Genomic DNA, 17,617 nt, shown 5'->3' on the forward strand with positions numbered 1-17,617 from the left:
GGTCCAGAGTGCTCACCTCAGAAACGGCGCGCGCATCAACGTCTTTCGGACGTGCCACGGTGACGATCGGAACAGGGTTGCCATCACCTTCGCCGTCGCGGACGCGTCCCGCCGATCGGACAGGTAGGACCGCTGAGCCTCGACCGGTAGATCGAAGAACGTGTCGAAGAATGTCGCGACCTCTCCCGAGTCGAGGGTGAGAAGTGCGTTCAGGCCAACGCGGCGAAGGGCAGAGACCGCCTTGGCCGACCGCGGCCAGAGCGCCGCGTTGGGATCTCCACCGTCGGCGATTGCCTTCGCGACTGCGTCTGCCTCGGCGAGTGAGGAGGCAACGCTGTATCCGGTTCCCGGATGCATCAGACCGCCTCGCCCGCCGAACCGGAGGACACCGTCGGGGAACGACTTCTTCGGGCCTTCGACTGCAAAACGGACTCGCTCGACCAGTGCGTCGTCGGGGACTTCGCAGCCCCGATTGCGAAGCCGGGTGCGCAGACGCGCTTCGAGTTCGCGGAGCCCCAACGCCGGCCGGCCGACGAGGCAGGTCTCCTCGAGGAGAACTCGCTCGTCATCGAGTGGGACCGCATAGAGAAACGACGGAGTGTCGGCGTCGGAGGCGCCGTTGTCTGTTCGCCAGTCCATGAACCAGGCTTCGCCACCACCCAGAATCGGATCGGCCAGAGCGCGGTCGACGATCACTCCGAAGGCGGTCTGCTGGGCGGTTGTCACCGTCAGTTCGGTACCCCGGGCGTCGATGACGACGGAACCTGTCAGCTGCGATCCGTCCACGCACAGGACGGCGGTAGGTGACAGTGTTTGAGCACGTAAGGCTCTGAACTGTACGGATGTGCCCGAGAGAAATGATTGCAGTAAAGATGTATTCAATACGCAATATGTGCGATCAAGCGTTTTCTGTCTGCGGGTCCACACGCTCGGGCGTTCGATCCGGCTTGCGATCACATCGACCGGCAGCCACGACGGCAGCTCGTCAGCCCACGCCGAATAGGTCGGCGTCCGCACCCGATGGGGATGCGGATCGACAACGACGACGGTGAGTTGCCGGGCGATACAGCGGGTGGCGAGTGCCCGCCCGGCCGGGCCGCCACCGACGATCACCACGTCGGCGGAAGAGTTGTCTGTGCTCACGACCGGCGCACTACATCGATCCCGTTGCGAGCAGACCGCCGTCGACCCGGACCGTTTCGCCCGTGATCCACGCCGCCGCGTCGGAGACGAGGAAGCCGACCAGACCGGCAACGTCCTCGGGGGTGCCGAGCCGCTTCATCGGGTAGCCCGCCGACGCCTTGTCCTCGCCGGCAGCGACCAGGGCTGCCGCGAACTGCGTCTTGACGATCCCGGGAGCTACGGCGTTGACACGAATCTTCGGTCCCAGTTGCCAGGCCAGTTCTTCCGTCAGGCGGATGAGCGCAGCCTTCGACGCGCCGTACGCCGCGATGACGCCCGTCGACCGGATCCCGGCCACACTTGCCAGGTTCACGACGGCTCCACCGTGTTCGCCCATCCATGCCCGATGTGCTTGTTGGACGTAACCGAGGGCGGCAACCACATTCACGTCGAAGATCTTGCGCACGGCGTCGAGGTCCGCTTCCATGAGCGCACCGAAGACGGGGTTGATTCCGGTGTTGTTGACCAGAATGTCGAGTGAACCGAATTCGGACACGGCGCGGTCGACGGCACCGGAGCGGGCTTCGGCATCGGCTGCGTTGCCCGCGAATGCGACGACCTTTCCGCCGTGCCCCAGAGCGGACAGCTCGGATGCGGCGGCCTCGAGAGGCTCCGGCTTGCGGGCTGTGATCAAGACGTCGGCACCGCGAGCGAGGAGTTCGGCGGCGACAGCTTTGCCGATTCCGCGACTTGCGCCGGTGACGATGGCGGCACGGCCTTCGAGGTCGCGAGGACGAGTGCTGTTTTCGCTAGTCATGTCCCGAACGTTAGCGGACTCACACGCTGCTGGTCGGAACGACCGTCAGGTCACGGTAAAATCGATAGTTCTTGTGTCTGTAGTCAGGCATTGTTTACCCGTATTCGTCGTTTTTCCTGAGGAGTTTGCTTGATTACCGCCACTGACCTCGAAGTTCGTGCCGGTGTCCGCACCCTTCTCACGGCTCCCGGGCCTTCGTTGCGCATCCAGCCGGGCGACCGGATCGGACTCGTCGGACGTAACGGAGCCGGAAAGACGACCACACTGCGCATCCTCGCCGGCGAAGGTGAGGCATATGCGGGAAGCGTCGTACGTACCGGTGAACTCGGATACCTCCCGCAGGACCCCAAAGAGGGCGACCTGAGCGTCCTCGCCAAGGACCGGGTTCTCTCCGCACGTGGCCTCGACACGATGCTCCGCGAGATGGAGAAGCAGCAGATTCTGATGGGCGAGGTGCTCGATCAGGAATCGCAGGACCGCGCGGTCAAGAAGTACGGTCAGCTCGAGGATCGGTTCTCGGCCCTCGGCGGATACGAAGCCGAGAGTGAAGCTGCACGCATCACCAGCAGCCTCGGTCTCGAAGACCGCATTCTCGGGCAGCCGCTCAGCACGCTGTCCGGCGGTCAGCGTCGTCGCGTCGAATTGGCGCGCATCCTCTTCGCCGCCTCCGACGGCAGCGGTGCCCGCTCGGACACGACTCTGCTGCTCGACGAGCCCACCAACCACCTCGACGCCGACTCCATCACCTGGCTGCGTGGCTTCCTCCAGAACCACGAGGGTGGACTGGTGGTCATCAGCCACGACGTCGACCTGCTCAACGACGTCGTCAACCGCGTGTGGTTCCTCGATGCCGTCCGCGGTGAGGCCGACGTCTACAACATGAACTGGAAGAAGTACCTCGACGCTCGTGCCACGGACGAGCAGCGTCGTCGCCGCGAGCGCGCCAACGCCGAGAAGAAGGCCGGTGCGCTGAGGATTCAGGCCGCCAAGATGGGCGCAAAGGCAACCAAGGCCGTCGCGGCTCAGAACATGGCCAAGCGAGCCGACAAATTGATGGCGAACCTCGATGCCGAACGTGTCTCGGACAAGGTTGCGCGGATTCGTTTCCCCGAACCCGCCGCTTGTGGCAAGACTCCGCTGATGGGCAAGAACCTCACCAAGGTGTACGGCTCGCTCGAGATCTTCACCGGTGTCGATCTGGCGATCGATCGTGGGTCTCGTGTGGTGATCCTCGGACTCAACGGTGCAGGTAAGACCACGCTGCTCCGCATCCTCGCGGGCGCGGAGAAGGCGGACGCTGGTGAGCTGATCGCCGGTCACGGACTCAAGGTCGGCTACTTCGCTCAGGAGCACGACACCCTCGACGACGACGCGTCCGTGTGGGAGAACATCCGCCACGCCGCGCCGGACACAGGGGAGCAGGAACTGCGTTCGCTGCTCGGTGCCTTCATGTTCACCGGCCCGCAGCTCGAACAGCCGGCCGGAACGCTCTCGGGTGGTGAGAAGACGCGTCTGGCTCTGGCCGGTCTGGTGTCTTCGGCTGCCAACGTTCTGCTTCTCGACGAGCCCACCAACAACCTGGACCCGATCTCACGCGAGCAGGTGCTCGACGCGCTCCGCAGCTACACCGGTGCCGTCGTCCTGGTCACCCACGATCCGGGCGCTGCCGAGGCCCTCAACCCCGAGCGGGTCATCCTCCTGCCCGACGGCAACGAGGACCACTGGTCGCAGGAATACCTCGAGCTGATCCAGCTCGCCTAACCCCCTGTGCGCCTTTTTGGTAGTGGGAACTACCAAAAAGGCGCACAGGGGCGAAGCCCCTCAATCTCTCCGCCGCACCGATTCCTCGACCAGATCGAGAACCGCTGACAGGTTGTCGACGCCGTGGCCGGAGGCGATTCTCGCGACCAGGCCGTCCATCACCAGATCCAGATACCCGATCAGAATTTCGGTGGGAACGTCGTCACGGAGCCGACCGGCCGATTTCTGTCTGGCGAGGCGCGCACTGGTCGCTTCCGTCAGTTCTACGGAGCGCTGTGACCACTTCTCGCGGAAATCGGCGTCATTGCGCAGTCGACGCGCTATCTCCAGTCGCGTTCCCAGCCAATCGAATTGATCGGGCTGCGCGAGCATGTCCCGCATGACCTGGACGAGGCCCTCTTCGGCGACGACATCTGCCATCCGGCTCGCATCCTCGCTTGCGAGAGCGAGGAACAGGCCGTCCTTGTCCTTGAAGTGATGAAAGATCGCTCCGCGGGACAAACCGGTGACTTCTTCGAGACGGCGAACTGTGGCGCCGTCGTAGCCGTATTCCGCAAAGCAGCGGCGGGCGCCGTCAAGGATCTGACTGCGCCGTGCCGCGAGATGGTCTTCACTGACCTTGGGCACGGGCATCCCTCCTTTGTCGGGTTGCCTGTGAACACTTTCGGCCGTAGACGCTGAATGTCGACTCAGTGCACAAAGCGCTCACGACCACCGATGAAACCTGGTTCGCCTTCCGGCGAAAGTGGTCGTGAGCGCTTTGTGACCCGTCAGGGGCCGAAAGTGCTCACAGGCACGTAGTGCCTACTAGCCCCGGATCATGTTGCGAAGCACGTACTGCAGGATGCCACCGTTGCGGTAGTAATCCGCTTCGCCGGGGGTATCGATGCGTACGACTGCGTCGAACACGACCTTCTCGCCGTTCTCGCGCGTCGCCGTGACCTTCATGGTCTTCGGGGTGACGCCCTCGTTGAGCTTCTCGACACCTTCGATGTCGAAGGTCTCGGTGCCGTCGAGCTTGAGCGAACCTGCGGACTCGCCGACCGGGAACTGCAGCGGGACAACGCCCATGCCGATCAGGTTGGAGCGGTGGATGCGCTCGAACGACTCGGTGATGACGGCCTTGACGCCGAGCAGGCTCGTGCCCTTGGCTGCCCAGTCACGCGAGGATCCGGAGCCGTACTCCTTGCCGCCCAGGACGACCAGCGGGATGCCGGCTGCCTGGTAGTTCTGCGACGCGTCGTAGATGAATGCCTGCGGTGCGCCTTCCTGCGTGAAGTCGCGGGTGTAACCACCCGAGACGTCGTCGAGGAGCTGGTTGCGCAGACGGATGTTCGCGAACGTTCCGCGAATCATGACCTCGTGGTTACCGCGACGCGAGCCGAGCGAGTTGTAATCCGCACGCTCGACGCCATGGGAGTCGAGGTACTGCGCAGCGGGGGTGCCGACCTTGATCGGACCTGCCGGGCTGATGTGGTCGGTGGTGACCGAGTCGCCGAGCAGTGCGAGGACGCGAGCGCCCTTGATGTCCTTGACCGGAGCCGGATCCATCGTCATGCCGTCGAAGTAAGGTGGCTTCCGCACGTAGGTGGAGTTCTCGTCCCACTCGAAGGTGTCACCCTTCGGGGTTTCGAGGTTCTGCCAGCGGCTGTCGCCCGCAAAGATGGTTGCGTACGACTTGCGGAACATGTCCTGGTCGATCGAGGACTTGATCGTCTCTTCGATTTCCTGCGTGGACGGCCAGATGTCCTTGAGGTAGACGGGGTTTCCGTCGGTGTCGTTACCGAGCGAATCGGTCTCGAAGTCGAAGTCCATGGTTCCGGCGAGGCCGTAGGCAATCACGAGCGGCGGGGAAGCCAGGTAGTTCATCTTGACGTCGGGGGAGATACGTCCCTCGAAGTTACGGTTACCCGAGAGCACCGCGGTGACCGAGAGGTCGTTGTCGTTGATGGCCTTCGAGACTGCCTCGGGCAGCGGTCCGGTGTTACCGATGCACGTGGTGCAGCCGTAACCGCCGAGGTAGTAACCGAGCTTCTCGAGGTACGGCCACAGGCCGGCCTTCTCGTAGTAATCGGTGACGACCTGCGAACCGGGAGCCATGTTGGTCTTGACCCACGGCTTGGTGGCGAGGCCCTTCTCGACGGCGTTGCGTGCGAGCAGTGCAGCACCGAGCATGACCGACGGGTTGGACGTGTTGGTGCAGGAGGTGATACCTGCAACGACGACGGCGCCGTGGTCGAGAACGAACTCACCGGCGTCGGACTTGACGACGACCGGCTTGCTCGGACGGCCTTCTGCACCGTTTGCAGCAGAGAGAACGTCGACCGCTCCGTCGTCGGCAAACGACAGAACCGCGGGATCGGAAGCCGGGAAGGACTCTTCGACGGCCTCGTCGAGCTGGGTGTGCTCGGTCGGGTAGTTCTCTTCCACGTAGTTGTGGATGTCCTTGCGGAACGCAGTCTTGGACTCCGACAACAGGATTCGGTCCTGCGGGCGCTTCGGGCCGGCGATCGAGGGAACAACGGTTCCCAGATCCAGCTCGATGTACTCCGAGAAGACGGGTTCCTTGTCGGGGTTGTGCCACAGGCCCTGTTCCTTGGCGTACGCCTCGACGAGAGCGAGCTGCTCGTCGCTGCGGCCGGTGAGGCGCAGGTACTCGATGGTCTCGGCGTCGATCGGGAAGATCGCTGCGGTGGAACCGAATTCGGGGCTCATGTTGCCCAGCGTCGCGCGGTTCGCGAGCGGAACCTCGGCAACACCGTTGCCGTAGAACTCGACGAACTTGCCGACGACGCCGTGCTTACGGAGCATCTCGGTGGCGGTGAGCACGACGTCGGTTGCGGTGACGCCGGGCTTGATCTCACCGGAGAGCTTGAAGCCGACGACGCGGGGGATCAGCATGGAGACGGGCTGGCCGAGCATTGCTGCCTCGGCCTCGATGCCGCCGACGCCCCAGCCGAGCACGCCGAGGCCGTTGACCATCGTGGTGTGCGAGTCGGTGCCGACACAGGTGTCGGGGTATGCCTGTCCGTTACGCGACATGACGGTGGGTGCCAGGTACTCGATGTTGACCTGGTGAACGATGCCCATTCCCGGGGGGACGACCTTGAAGTCGTCGAATGCGCCCTGGCCCCAACGGAGGAACTGGTAACGCTCGCCGTTGCGCTCGTATTCGAGGTCGACGTTGCGCTCGAGTGCGTCGGCCTGGCCGAAGACGTCGAGGATGACCGAGTGGTCGATGACCATGTCGGCGGGGGAGAGCGGGTTGACCTTGTTCGGGTCGCCACCGAGGGTGGTGACGGCCTCACGCATGGTGGCGAGGTCGACGATGCAAGGAACGCCGGTGAAGTCCTGCATGATCACGCGGGCAGGCGTGAACTGGATTTCGATGCTCGGCTCGGCTGAGGGATCCCAGCTTGCGATTGCGCGGATGTGATCCGCGGTGATGTTGGCGCCGTCTTCGGTGCGGAGAAGGTTCTCGGCGAGAACCTTCAAGGAATAGGGCAATTTCTCGGTGCCGGGGACGGCCGAGAGGCGGAAGATCTCGTAAGAGTTCTCACCGACCTCGAGGGTTCCCTTGGCTCCGAATGAATCGATACTGGTGCTCACGTCTGCTCCACTCGTCTATGAGGGTCGCTACCGACGGGGCTGTGTCGGCAGCTGAAGCGAGGTACTTCGGCCGGGAAGATCCTCCGTAGCTCACGCCAATCGCACAGTTCGCGTGAGAACTGTCCGAACATCGGAGCTGCAGTAGAACCTGTCCTGACCGGTGGTACCTCTTGGTCCAAGTCTAACAGTACGCTTGTCCTGTGAGAATTCAGGGCAAGTTGACCGAAACAATCTTCATGCAGACTGCGGGCCTGCGCAACGCAGGCTTGGCTGGGTGACCGCACCCACAGCTACCGCTCGGGCGGCACGCGCGGCGGTTGTGTGTGACGCCTGGTGGCAGTCGACCTGAAGTAGGGTGCATGCAGGCCCGTCGCGGGTCGGCCGCCGAAAAACGACCTCGGAAGAACTCCCCGCATCTCAGCGGTGGACGGAATCCGAACAGCACCCGGATGAGAGATGTCTGCTCCTACAAATCACGCTTTTGCGCCTGTGCACGTGAAGTCCCCGTTGCACGTCGCTGTTCCGTCGGACGTCGATCTCGACGACGTGCTCGCGGACATTTCGACGGACGGCGTCTCCGCCCCCGCGGATGATGTTGCGGGGCTGACCGCGGTGGTGACCGACGCTCGTGAACGTGGTGTCGACTTGAGCGTCGTAGTAGTCGACGCAAATCCGGGCCGGCCGTCCGATCTTCGAGACCTGGCCACGACGGTCGGCAAAACAGAAGGCGGAACGGTTCTCGTTCTGAGCCCTGACTGGATGGGTAGCTATAGCGATTCGATCAGTCGAGTGCAGCTCGAAACTGCACAGGACCGATCTTTCGGCGAAAGCGCAAGCGTGACCGCGGACCGCTTCTCGCACGAGATCGTGGCGCCAGGTCCGCCGTGGACGCTTTACACGGTCCTTGTCATCGCAGTGGTGGCGGTTATTGCCGGAATTACCTTTGCCGTCAAGTGGCGGCGAGAGCCAGAAAACGCGCAAACCAGACATATCGCCTCGACTTCGGAAACACCAGCACCATCCGACCACCGGGCCGATTCCGTCTGACCTTGGTCCTTTTGCGAGATTTTCAGTAACTCGTCGAAAACAGGTACTCACTGCTGTTTGCGGTGAGTACCTGCCCTTTTTGGTGCCTGCATGCCATTCGACCAGCTCAAATACCGTTTGTGTTATTTGTGGCTAAAGTTTCCAAAGAACGCTTGAGTGTCGTACGGTACAACTGGCACTTTTTGGGGAAGAAGTGTCGCAGACAGGCTGATGTTGTTCGACGCGTACTTGTCGGTTGCCTCGTTCTCGAGGTGTCGACGGTGGCGTTCGTACGGCACGTCCAGGTCGACGAGCAGCTCTCGGGCTGTGGGCGACCGGTGCTTGGTCTGCGCATTCCCTCCCCGCACGGATCGGCGACCCAGCGGGCCGTGGCGTTACACGCGAGGGAGAGTTATTTGTGAGGCAAGTAACACGTGGCGGCGAGTCCCGTCGTGGTCCTTCCCGTAAATCGATGCGCCTGGCGCAACTGGTCATCGGATTCGGCGTCGTCGGATCCCTGATCGTCGGGACGCCGGCCATGTCCTCGGCCGTACCGCCACCGCCGCCGAATCCGAGTGACTCGGATATCGCCGCGGCAGATTCGCAGGTCTCGTCGAGCGTCGGCACCGTCAGCGCGCTCATCAATCAAGTCGCATCGGCAAACGAACAGTTGTCGGCACTCGACAACGAAGTTGCGATCAAGCGTGAAGACGTCAACAAGACTCTCGTGGATCTGCAGAACGCTCGCGGCGCCGCAGACTCCGCAGCGCAGGCCGTCGGAGTCACGAAACAAGCTCTGAAGGACGCGTCGGCGCAGATCGAGGTCGCTCAGACGGACTTCGACAAGTACGCACGCTCGAGCTACGTCAAGGGCACCAATACTGCGTCGATCTCGTCGTTCCTCGACGCCAAGGGTCCTGGCGACGTTCTCGACCGCGCGCAGGTCCTCAAGCTTCTCGCCAATACGCAGAGTGCAGTGCTCGACGGTCTCCAGCGAGCACGTACCGAGCAGGCGAACAAGGATTCCGCGACCCGCCAGGCCAAGCAGCAGGCCGATGCCGCCGCCGAGGTCGCCGCGCAGCTGAAGGATCTGGCGGAGCAAGCGATTCAGATCGCGCGCAACGCTCTCGATCAGCAGGTAGCCAAGAAGGCCGCGATCGAAGCCGAGCGCAACTCTGCCCAGGCTCAGCTCGACGCCGCCCGCAACGCCGTCGCCGGCTTGCAGGGTCAACGCCAGGCATACGCGACCTGGGACGAACAGCGCCGCGCCGAGGAAGCTCATCAGAAGGCTCTCGAAGCCGCTGCCAAGGAAGCGGCCGCTCAGGCCGCCGCCCGTGCCGCAGCCGACCAGGCAGCCAAGGATCGAGCTGCCGCACTGGCAGCAGCCCAGCGTCCGCACACCGCGGTCGAAGACCCGACTCCGACCGTCATACCGGACGACGACGACACCTGGACTGACGAAGAAACAGGGACCGACGAGGAAACAGGCACGGACGAAGAGACCGGCACCGACGAGGAAACGGTCACGACGCCCAAGCCCACCACCCCGAAGCCGACGACGCCGAAACCCACCACTCCGAAGCCTTCCGTTACCGGAAGCGCTGCAATCGAATCCGTCATCGACCGCGGAATGTCTCAGCTAGGCGTGCAGTATGCCTGGGGCGGCGGCGACGAGAACGGACCGACGCGAGGCATCCGTGACGGCGGCGTCGCTGACAGTTACGGCGACTTCAACAAGGTCGGGTTCGACTGCTCCGGCTTGATGATTTATGCCTTTGCCGGCATCGGGATCTCGCTGCCGCACTACACCGGCTACCAGTACACCGCAGGCACTCAGGTTCCGTCTTCGGAGATGAAGCGCGGCGACATGATCTTCTACGGCCCCAACGCCAGCCAACACGTGGCGCTCTACCTCGGTAACGGTCAGATGCTCGAGGCACCACAATCCGGTTCGAGTGTCATGGTCTCACCGGTTCGGTGGGGTGGAATGACGCCGTACGCCGTCCGACTGGTGTCCTGACCGTCAGAGGAAATGCCACTGACACCCGCATTGTCAGGGAAGTATCAAGTTCCCGACGTGGTGTTACGGCATCGAGCGCAACTACCTGGAATAGTTGACGGGGAACACGTTACTGTCGGTACTTTTCTAGGTGAAAGCGATGGATTCTTGGTGACCTCACGTGAAGATTCGGTCGGAACGGTCGACGTAAGCAAGGCGAGTGGAAGTGCGGACGGAGCAGCACCTTCCCTGGCAGCCGACGTTCAGACCTTGGAACGAGCGATTTACGAGGTCAAGCGAGTCATCGTCGGGCAGGACCGGCTTGTCGAGCGCATTCTCGTCGGACTTCTCGCCAAGGGGCACGTCCTCCTCGAAGGCGTCCCCGGTGTCGCCAAGACGCTGGCCGTCGAGACTTTCGCGAAGGTCGTCGGCGGTTCGTTCTCCCGCGTCCAGTTCACCCCGGACTTGGTGCCCACCGACCTGATCGGCACGCGCATCTACCGTCAGGGCCGCGAGGAGTTCGACACCGAACTCGGACCCGTCGTCGCCAACTTCGTGTTGGCCGACGAGATCAACCGTGCCCCGGCCAAGGTGCAGTCCGCGCTCCTCGAGGTGATGGCAGAACGCCACGTCTCGATCGGTGGCAAGCGGTACCACATGCCCGATCCGTTCCTGGTGATGGCGACGCAGAACCCCATCGAGAACGAGGGCGTCTACCCGCTCCCCGAAGCGCAGCGCGACCGCTTCCTGTTCAAGATCCTCGTCGATTACCCGACAGTGGAGGAAGAACGCGAAATCGTCTACCGGATGGGCGTCGCGGCTCCGGAGCCGCACCAGATCCTCGGTCCGGAGGAGTTGGTCAGGCTCCAACGCGTCGCCAGCAACGTCTTCGTTCACCACGCGCTCGTCGATTACGTTGTCCGGGTCATCGCCGCTACGCGTACGCCGCGTGAGGTCGGACTCGAGGACGTCGCCGGCTGGATCGCGTACGGCGCCTCACCCCGCGCGACGCTCGGCATCATCGCCGCGTCGCGGGCCCTCGCTCTCGTCCGCGGGCGCGACTACGTAGTGCCGCAGGACGTCATCGAGGTGATCCCGGACGTGTTGCGTCACCGTCTCGTTCTTTCCTACGACGCCATGGCCGACGAGGTGACTCCCGACGCCGTCATCGCCCGGGTGCTGCAGACCGTCGGACTGCCGCAGATCGCCGCGCGGCCGGTTCCTACCGTTCCCGGACCGCCCCAGCAGGGCGCACCGCAAGCACCGCAGTTCAACGCACCGGGCACAGCTAATCCGCAGGGCACAGCTAATCCGCAGGGCACAGCTAATCCGCAGGGCAACGGCGCGCCGATCGCGACCGCTGAGACGATGAGTCGCCCGCAGTGACCGAAGGCCGCGACGGTGGCCAGGCGACACCCGCCGGATCCACCGGTTCTCCGCCGTCGTTCCGATCCGGGGAGCTCAGCGACCCCAAACTCACCGCTGCGCTGCGCACCCTCGAGCTGACGGTTCGCCGTCGCCTCGACGGTGTGCTGCACGGCGATCATCTCGGCCTGATTCCCGGTCCGGGTTCGGAGCCGGGAGATGCCCGCGAGTATCAGCCGGGCGACGACGTGCGGCAGATGGACTGGTCCGTCACCGCACGGACGACGCACCCACACGTGCGTCAGTCGGTCGCAGATCGTGAGCTCGAGACGTGGCTCGTCATCGACTTGTCCGCAAGTCTCGACTTCGGGACCGCCGGATGCGAGAAGCGCGACCTGGTCGTCGCCGCAGCCGCGGCGATCACTCACCTGACCAGTTCGGGCGGTAACCGCGTCGGCGCCATCATCTCGACCGGCGCACAGACAACTCGAATTCCGGCCCGCGGTGGGCGAATTCACGCACAGGCGATGCTCCGCAAGATCGCGACGACTCCGCACGCGCCGGACGGGGTACGCGGTGATCTGGTCGGCGCGATCGAAGCGCTCAGACGCCCACAGCGTCGGCGCGGACTCGCGGTCGTCATCAGCGACTTCCTCGGACCGATCGACTGGGAACGCTCGCTGCGCGCCATTTCGGGACGGCACGACGTGCTCGGTGTGGAAGTGGTCGATCCGCGAGACCTCGAACTGCCCGACGTGGGCGACGTGGTGCTCCACGATCCCGAGTCCGGCCGGACCAGAGAATTCACCACGACGCCGCAATTGCGCGCCGACTTCGCCAGAGTCGCCGCCGAGCACCGCGTCGAGGTCAGGCAAGCTCTACGTCGTTGCGGCGCACCGCTCATGTCCCTGCACACCGATCGGGACTGGATCGCCGACGTCGTGAGATTCATCTCGGCACGCCGACACAGTTATGGTGCCGGCGCCGGAACTGGGGGCGTTCGTTCGTGAGTCTTTCTCAATTCACCGCACCGTGGTGGCTGCTGTTCCTCGCTGTCATCGCCGCGTTGGTGGTCGGTTACGTACTCGTGCAGAAGCAGCGAGCCAAGCACACACTTCGGTTCACGAACTTCGCACTGTTGGAGAAGGTCGCGCCTTCGCGGCCCGGGCGGTGGCGTCATATTCCGGCGATTCTGATGGTCATCGCATTGGTGTTCTTCACCGTCGCCCTTGCCGGTCCGACGGCAGACAAGAAGGTCCCGCGAAACCGTGCCACGGTGATCCTCGTGATCGACGTGTCGCTGTCGATGCAGGCCACCGACGTCGAGCCGACGCGATTGGCAGCAGCGCAGGAAGCTGCCAAGTCGTTCGCCGACGGTCTGACTCCCGGCATCAACCTCGGGTTGGTCGCATTTGCCGGGACCGCTTCGGTTCTGGTGTCGCCCACCACGAATCGTGACGCGACGAAGGTCGCCATCGACAACCTCAAGCTCAGTGAGCGAACGGCGACGGGCGAAGCGATCTTCACCTCGTTGCAGTCGATCGACACGCTGTCGGCTGTTCTCGGCGGCAGCGACCAGGCGCCACCGGCGCGCATCGTGTTGCTGTCCGACGGTAAGCAGACCGTTCCCGAAAACTCGGACGATCCGCGGGGCGGATTCACCGCTGCCCGTCAGGCCAAGGACAAGGGCGTTCCGATCTCGACCATTTCCTTCGGAACGACATACGGGCGAGTCGAGATCGAAGGAGACCGAATCCCCGTCCCGGTCGACGACGCGTCATTGAAGGAGATCGCCAACCTTTCCGGCGGAAGTTTCTTCACGGCATCGAGCCTCGAAGAACTGCGCCAGGTGTACGACACGCTCGAAGAGCAGATCGGTTTCGAGACGACACGAGGAGACGCGAGTCGACCGTGGTTGGTCCTCGGCGTCGTGTTCGCGACCGCTGGTCTGACGATTGCCCTGGTACGCAGGCAGCGTCTGCCCTGATCGAGAGCAGTTCCGAATTGTCCAAATACCGCTGGTACGCGGCCCGCAGAGAATTGATAGGTTGATCGCCATGTCTACCCCTCCCACGACAGTGGTTTCCGAACGGACCGTCACCACACCTCGCTCGGTGCTCGTCACCGGCGGTAACCGCGGAATCGGCTTGGCCGTCGCTCAGCGGCTCGCCGCAGACGGCCACAAGGTAGCCGTCACGCACCGCGGTTCCGGTGTCCCCGAAGGGTTGTTCGGCGTCGTGTGCGACGTCACCGACACCCAGTCGATCGACCGTGCGTTCAAAGAGGTCGAAGCGCACCAGGGGCCGGTCGAGGTCATCGTCGCCAATGCCGGCGTCACCGACGACACACTGATCATGCGAATGAGCGAAGAGCAGTTCACGAGCGTCGTCGACGCGAACCTCACCGGTACGTTCCGCCTCTCGAAGCGTGCGACCCGGTCGATGCTGCGCGCGCGTTTCGGACGGTTCATCTTCCTCGGCTCTGTGGTGGGTCTGGCAGGTCAAGCCGGCCAGGTCAACTACGCCGCGTCCAAAGCAGGCATCGTCGGTATCGCTCGTTCCCTGACAAGGGAACTCGGCTCACGTTCGATCACCGCCAACGTCGTCGCACCGGGTTTCATCGAGACCGACATGACGGCAGCACTGGGCGACGACGTCAAGGACAAGGCCACCGAGTTCATCCCGTTGCAGCGGACCGGAAAGCCGGAAGATGTTGCAGCAGTTGTCAGTTTCCTCGCCTCCGACGATTCGGCCTACGTCTCGGGTGCGGTGATCCCCGTCGACGGTGGACTCGGCATGGGGCACTGACCCGCTTTTCGCACACACACCTTTCTCGTACGTCTGAAATCAGGAGGACATCTCATGGGCGGCTTGCTCGAGGGTAAGACCATTCTTGTCACCGGCATCATCACCGATTCGTCGATCGCGTTCCACGTGGCCAAGGTCGCGCAGGAGCAGGGCGCGAAGGTACTGATCACCGGATTCGATCGTCTGCGCCTCATCGATCGCATCGCCCAGCGACTGCCGCAGCCCGTGCCGCCGGCAATCTCGCTCAACGTCCAGAGCTCGGAGGATCTCGCATCTCTCGCCGAGCGTGTGCGCGAGCTGGCTCCCGAGGGTATCGACGGCGTCGTCCACTCGATCGGCTTCGCTCCCCGCTCCTGCCTGGGAAGCCCGTTCATGGACGCGCCGTGGGAAGACGTGGCGGTCGCACTCGAGGTGTCCGCCTACTCGTACAGCGCACTGGCCAAGGCCTTGCTGCCAGTGCTCAACGACAACGCGTCCATCGTCGGTATGGACTTCGATCCGGCGCGCGCGATGCCGTTCTACAACTGGATGGGTGTCTCCAAGGCGACCCTCGAGGCCGTCAACCGTTACGTCGCCAAAGAGGTCGGCGTCCGCGGCATCCGCTCGAACCTGGTGTCCTCCGGCCCGATCAAGACCTTGGCCGCCAAGGCCATTGCCGGTGACAGCACCGGTCCGGGCGCGGAGTTGGACAAGCTGAACACCGCATGGGACGGTGCTGCGCCCATCGGCTGGGACGTCGACGACCGCGAACCGGTCGCCAAAACTGTCTGCACCGTACTCTCGGATTGGTTGCCCGGCACGACCGCGTCGATCATCTACGTCGACGGCGGCTTCCACGCGATGGTCGGCTAGTAGCACCCCTTCTACTACGCAGGTGAGTACCCGGGTGACTCCCGCCGAACGGCATCGCGCAAGATTGAACTCATGACCGTAAGTATGGACATGCAGTTCGATGCTCTTCTCGTTTTGTCGTTCGGCGGTCCCGAAAAACCCGAAGACGTACGGCCGTTCCTCGAAAACGTCACGCGCGGTAGGGGAGTGCCACCGGAGCGGCTCGACGCTGTCGTCGAGCACTACATGCATTTCGGTGGAGTTTCGCCCATCAACGCGCTCAACCGAGACCTGATCGAACGGGTCGAAGGTGAGCTGACAGCAGCCGGCGTGGATTTGCCCGTGTACTTCGGCAACCGCAACTGGCACCCGATGGTCGAAGACACCGTTGCCGAGATGCGCGAGGACGGTGTCCGCAACGCCGCCGTGTTCGCCACGTCGGCGTGGGGTGGTTACTCCGGATGTCGGCAGTACCACGAGGACATCGCCCGTGCCCGTGAGGCGGTCGGTGACGGCGCACCGACGCTGACAAAACTTCGCCAGTACTACGACCATCCGCTGGTCGTCGGCGCGTTCGCCGACGGTGTGCGCGCGGCCCGCGCAGAGTTGCCCGAAGCGACTCGCGATACTGCGCGCCTGGTGTTCACCGCGCATTCGGTACCGAGTGCCGCAGACCGCAATGCAGGGCCGCCGGCAGAGGGCGGAAACCTCTACAGTCGACAGGTCGCCGAGGCAGCGAAGTTGGTTGCCGAGGCCGTCGGCGTCGAGGATTTCGATCTGGTGTGGCAGTCGCGATCAGGCCCGCCGCAGGTTCCGTGGTTGGACCCCGACATCTGTGATCACCTGGATACGTTGTCCGCCAAAGATGTTCGCGCCGTGATCGTGTGCCCCGTCGGTTTCGTCTCCGATCACCTCGAAGTGGTGTGGGACCTGGACACCGAGGCCAAGGACAAGGCAGCCGAACTCGGGATGGATTTCGTTCGGGCAGCAACGCCCGGCCGCGATCAGCGTTTCGCGCAGCTGGTGCCCACGCTCATTCGGGAACTGGCCGAGGCCGAGCAGCCACTGCGACTGGGGGTCGAGCCGCTGCTCGGCTCGACCACCAACGGTCTCTCGTGTGCGCTCAATTGCTGCGCGGCCGTTCAGCGTCTCCGCTGACGGTCCGACGCTCAGGTGTTCGGATGCTTGAGCTTTCCGCAGGGCCCGGGAACGGTGGACGTGCTGCGCGAGGTGAGGAGCGTCTCGACGATCTGTCGATCCTCGGGGCTCAGTGACGGGTCGATGTAGTTGAGTTCGGGCGCGCCCAGTTCGCGGACTCGCCCGGCGAGGGTCGCGACAAACGAGACGCGTTCTTCGTCGTCGTCGTTGACGTCGTGGATCTGCAGCACCGACACCGGAAACTTGCGCAGCGTCACAGGCAGGAAGCGGGCGCCGAGCACATGGTCGACGTTGAATCCCGCCCACTGCCCCTGGTTGGCCTCCACGCATTCGGCGTCGGAGTGAATTGCGCTCTCGCCGATGTACTTACGTGCGGGCAGCATCTTCTTGGGTGCAAGTTCGGATGCGCCCTGCTGAAGGACGGGAAAGTCGCCGTCCGAGTACAACCAGGGCTGGTTGGCCATCTTGATCAACCGACCGGCGTCCAGATCCGGGAGATAGCGAGACTTGAGGAGAAACGCGACGCTGTCGACCGAGATGCCCAGCAGTTCTGCGGCCTTCTGTCGGCTCATCGCGAACGTCGGGGCATTCTTCGGGGCGATCTGGATCAAATTGACCATGCGAACTCCTGTAAGTGTTCAATTGTTGCGGGCTTGGTACAGCTGACATGACAATTCGCCGATTATCAACCTCTAGCTGATTTCCGACTTGTAGATGAGTCGGTTGTCACCATCCGAGTTCACGCAACCGGGGATCTCCGATCCCGAAGTGGTGGCCGATTTCGTGGATCACTGTTCGGCGAACTTGCTCGATCACCTCGTCTTCGGTGCTGCAGATCGCACAGATGGCCCTGCGGTAGATCGTGATGCGGTCGGGAAGGACGCCGGCGTACGTGGTGGTTCTCTTGGTCAGTGGGATGCCCTGATACAGCCCGAGTAGCCCCGGTCGTCCACCTTCGAGTTGAACGGTCACTGCGACATTGGCCATCTCCGCACCCAATTTCGGTGGCAGGCTGTCGAGCGCCCGCTTGACCATGTCCTCGAACTGGCTGTCGTCCACGTCGATCATCTGCCCATTGTGCGTGCGGGGGCGGGATCCGGGTGTGTCCATGTGGAAACAGTG

The 17,617-nt window shown here is 63.5% G+C and carries 15 protein-coding genes; 9 read left to right on the forward strand and 6 right to left on the reverse strand.

What is annotated here, in order from left to right; all coding sequences use genetic code 11:
- Positions 1-12: 12 nt before the first annotated feature.
- Positions 13-1,143 (reverse strand): lycopene cyclase family protein, encoded by a 1,131-nt coding sequence (locus A0W34_RS14710; protein ID WP_081557862.1) that lies wholly within the window; start codon positions 1,141-1,143, stop codon positions 13-15.
- A 10-nt stretch (positions 1,144-1,153) separates the two neighbouring features.
- Positions 1,154-1,939 (reverse strand): SDR family oxidoreductase, encoded by a 786-nt coding sequence (locus A0W34_RS14715; protein WP_081557863.1) that lies wholly within the window; start codon positions 1,937-1,939, stop codon positions 1,154-1,156.
- A gap of 129 nt (positions 1,940-2,068) precedes the next feature.
- Between A0W34_RS14715 and A0W34_RS14720 the strand changes: the two genes are divergently transcribed.
- Positions 2,069-3,700, forward strand: a complete 1,632-nt coding sequence (locus A0W34_RS14720; protein WP_003944932.1) for an ABC-F family ATP-binding cassette domain-containing protein — start codon at positions 2,069-2,071, stop codon at positions 3,698-3,700.
- 60 nt (positions 3,701-3,760) lie between these two features.
- Here A0W34_RS14720 and A0W34_RS14725 read toward each other — a convergent pair whose 3' ends face one another.
- Entirely contained in the window at positions 3,761-4,327 is a 567-nt protein-coding gene (locus A0W34_RS14725) for a TetR/AcrR family transcriptional regulator (protein ID WP_003944970.1), read from the reverse strand.
- 180 nt (positions 4,328-4,507) lie between these two features.
- Positions 4,508-7,309 carry an aconitate hydratase AcnA gene (gene acnA / locus A0W34_RS14730; protein WP_081557864.1) on the reverse strand — a complete coding sequence of 934 codons (2,802 nt, stop codon included), beginning with the start codon at positions 7,307-7,309 and terminating at the stop codon, positions 4,508-4,510.
- 456 nt (positions 7,310-7,765) lie between these two features.
- Here acnA and A0W34_RS14735 point away from each other — a divergent pair, with 456 nt between their 5' ends.
- The 8 genes from A0W34_RS14735 to A0W34_RS14775 all read left to right on the forward strand — a co-directional run bounded on the left by A0W34_RS14735 (position 7,766) and on the right by A0W34_RS14775 (position 16,495).
- Positions 7,766-8,356 (forward strand): Rv1476 family membrane protein, encoded by a 591-nt coding sequence (locus tag A0W34_RS14735; RefSeq protein WP_021332993.1) that lies wholly within the window; start codon positions 7,766-7,768, stop codon positions 8,354-8,356.
- 451 nt (positions 8,357-8,807) lie between these two features.
- A complete protein-coding gene (locus A0W34_RS14745) occupies positions 8,808-10,355 on the forward strand; it encodes an NlpC/P60 family protein (protein ID WP_003944866.1) in 1,548 nt (515 codons plus the stop codon).
- A 150-nt stretch (positions 10,356-10,505) separates the two neighbouring features.
- Positions 10,506-11,720 (forward strand): AAA family ATPase, encoded by a 1,215-nt coding sequence (locus A0W34_RS14750; RefSeq protein WP_081557865.1) that lies wholly within the window; start codon positions 10,506-10,508, stop codon positions 11,718-11,720.
- Positions 11,717-12,709 carry a DUF58 domain-containing protein gene (locus tag A0W34_RS14755; protein ID WP_003944991.1) on the forward strand — a complete coding sequence of 331 codons (993 nt, stop codon included), beginning with the start codon at positions 11,717-11,719 and terminating at the stop codon, positions 12,707-12,709. The genes A0W34_RS14750 and A0W34_RS14755 overlap by 4 nt, the downstream gene beginning before the upstream one ends.
- Entirely contained in the window at positions 12,706-13,686 is a 981-nt protein-coding gene (locus A0W34_RS14760; protein ID WP_003944878.1) for a VWA domain-containing protein, read from the forward strand. The genes A0W34_RS14755 and A0W34_RS14760 overlap by 4 nt, the downstream gene beginning before the upstream one ends.
- A gap of 70 nt (positions 13,687-13,756) precedes the next feature.
- Positions 13,757-14,506, forward strand: coding sequence for a 3-oxoacyl-ACP reductase FabG1 (fabG1, locus tag A0W34_RS14765; RefSeq protein WP_081557866.1), 750 nt, complete (start codon positions 13,757-13,759; stop codon positions 14,504-14,506).
- Positions 14,507-14,560: 54 nt separating this feature from the next.
- The gene (inhA, locus tag A0W34_RS14770; protein ID WP_003944803.1) at positions 14,561-15,358 is read left to right on the forward strand and encodes an NADH-dependent enoyl-ACP reductase InhA; all 798 of its coding nucleotides are present in this window, start codon (positions 14,561-14,563) and stop codon (positions 15,356-15,358) included.
- Positions 15,359-15,442: 84 nt separating this feature from the next.
- Positions 15,443-16,495, forward strand: a complete 1,053-nt coding sequence (locus tag A0W34_RS14775) for a ferrochelatase (protein WP_081557867.1) — start codon at positions 15,443-15,445, stop codon at positions 16,493-16,495.
- A gap of 11 nt (positions 16,496-16,506) precedes the next feature.
- Here A0W34_RS14775 and A0W34_RS14780 read toward each other — a convergent pair whose 3' ends face one another.
- Both A0W34_RS14780 and A0W34_RS14785 read right to left on the reverse strand, forming a co-directional pair.
- Positions 16,507-17,115: a transcriptional regulator gene (locus A0W34_RS14780; protein WP_007727873.1), complete on the reverse strand. Its 609-nt coding sequence runs from the start codon at positions 17,113-17,115 to the stop codon at positions 16,507-16,509.
- A gap of 106 nt (positions 17,116-17,221) precedes the next feature.
- Complete coding sequence (locus tag A0W34_RS14785; RefSeq protein WP_003944783.1) at positions 17,222-17,563, reverse strand: metallopeptidase family protein; 342 nt, start codon at positions 17,561-17,563, stop codon at positions 17,222-17,224.
- Positions 17,564-17,617 lie beyond the last annotated feature (54 nt).

Source organism: Rhodococcus sp. BH4, assembly GCF_002079265.1.
GTDB classification, from domain to species: Bacteria; Actinomycetota; Actinomycetes; order Mycobacteriales; family Mycobacteriaceae; genus Rhodococcus_F; species Rhodococcus_F qingshengii.

Excerpts from the sequence above, each read along its gene's own strand:
- A0W34_RS14715 (WP_081557863.1), bottom strand. The coding sequence starts at position 1,939 with ATGACTAGCGAAAACAGCACTCGTCCTCGCGACCTCGAAGGCCGTGCC.
- A0W34_RS14735 (WP_021332993.1), top strand. The coding sequence starts at position 7,766 with ATGTCTGCTCCTACAAATCACGCTTTTGCGCCTGTGCACGTGAAGTCC.
- A0W34_RS14745 (WP_003944866.1), top strand. The coding sequence starts at position 8,808 with ATGCGCCTGGCGCAACTGGTCATCGGATTCGGCGTCGTCGGATCCCTG.
- fabG1 (WP_081557866.1), top strand. The coding sequence starts at position 13,757 with ATGTCTACCCCTCCCACGACAGTGGTTTCCGAACGGACCGTCACCACA.
- inhA (WP_003944803.1), top strand. The coding sequence starts at position 14,561 with ATGGGCGGCTTGCTCGAGGGTAAGACCATTCTTGTCACCGGCATCATC.
- A0W34_RS14775 (WP_081557867.1), top strand. The coding sequence starts at position 15,443 with ATGGACATGCAGTTCGATGCTCTTCTCGTTTTGTCGTTCGGCGGTCCC.
- A0W34_RS14780 (WP_007727873.1), bottom strand. The coding sequence starts at position 17,115 with ATGGTCAATTTGATCCAGATCGCCCCGAAGAATGCCCCGACGTTCGCG.
- A0W34_RS14785 (WP_003944783.1), bottom strand. The coding sequence starts at position 17,563 with ATGATCGACGTGGACGACAGCCAGTTCGAGGACATGGTCAAGCGGGCG.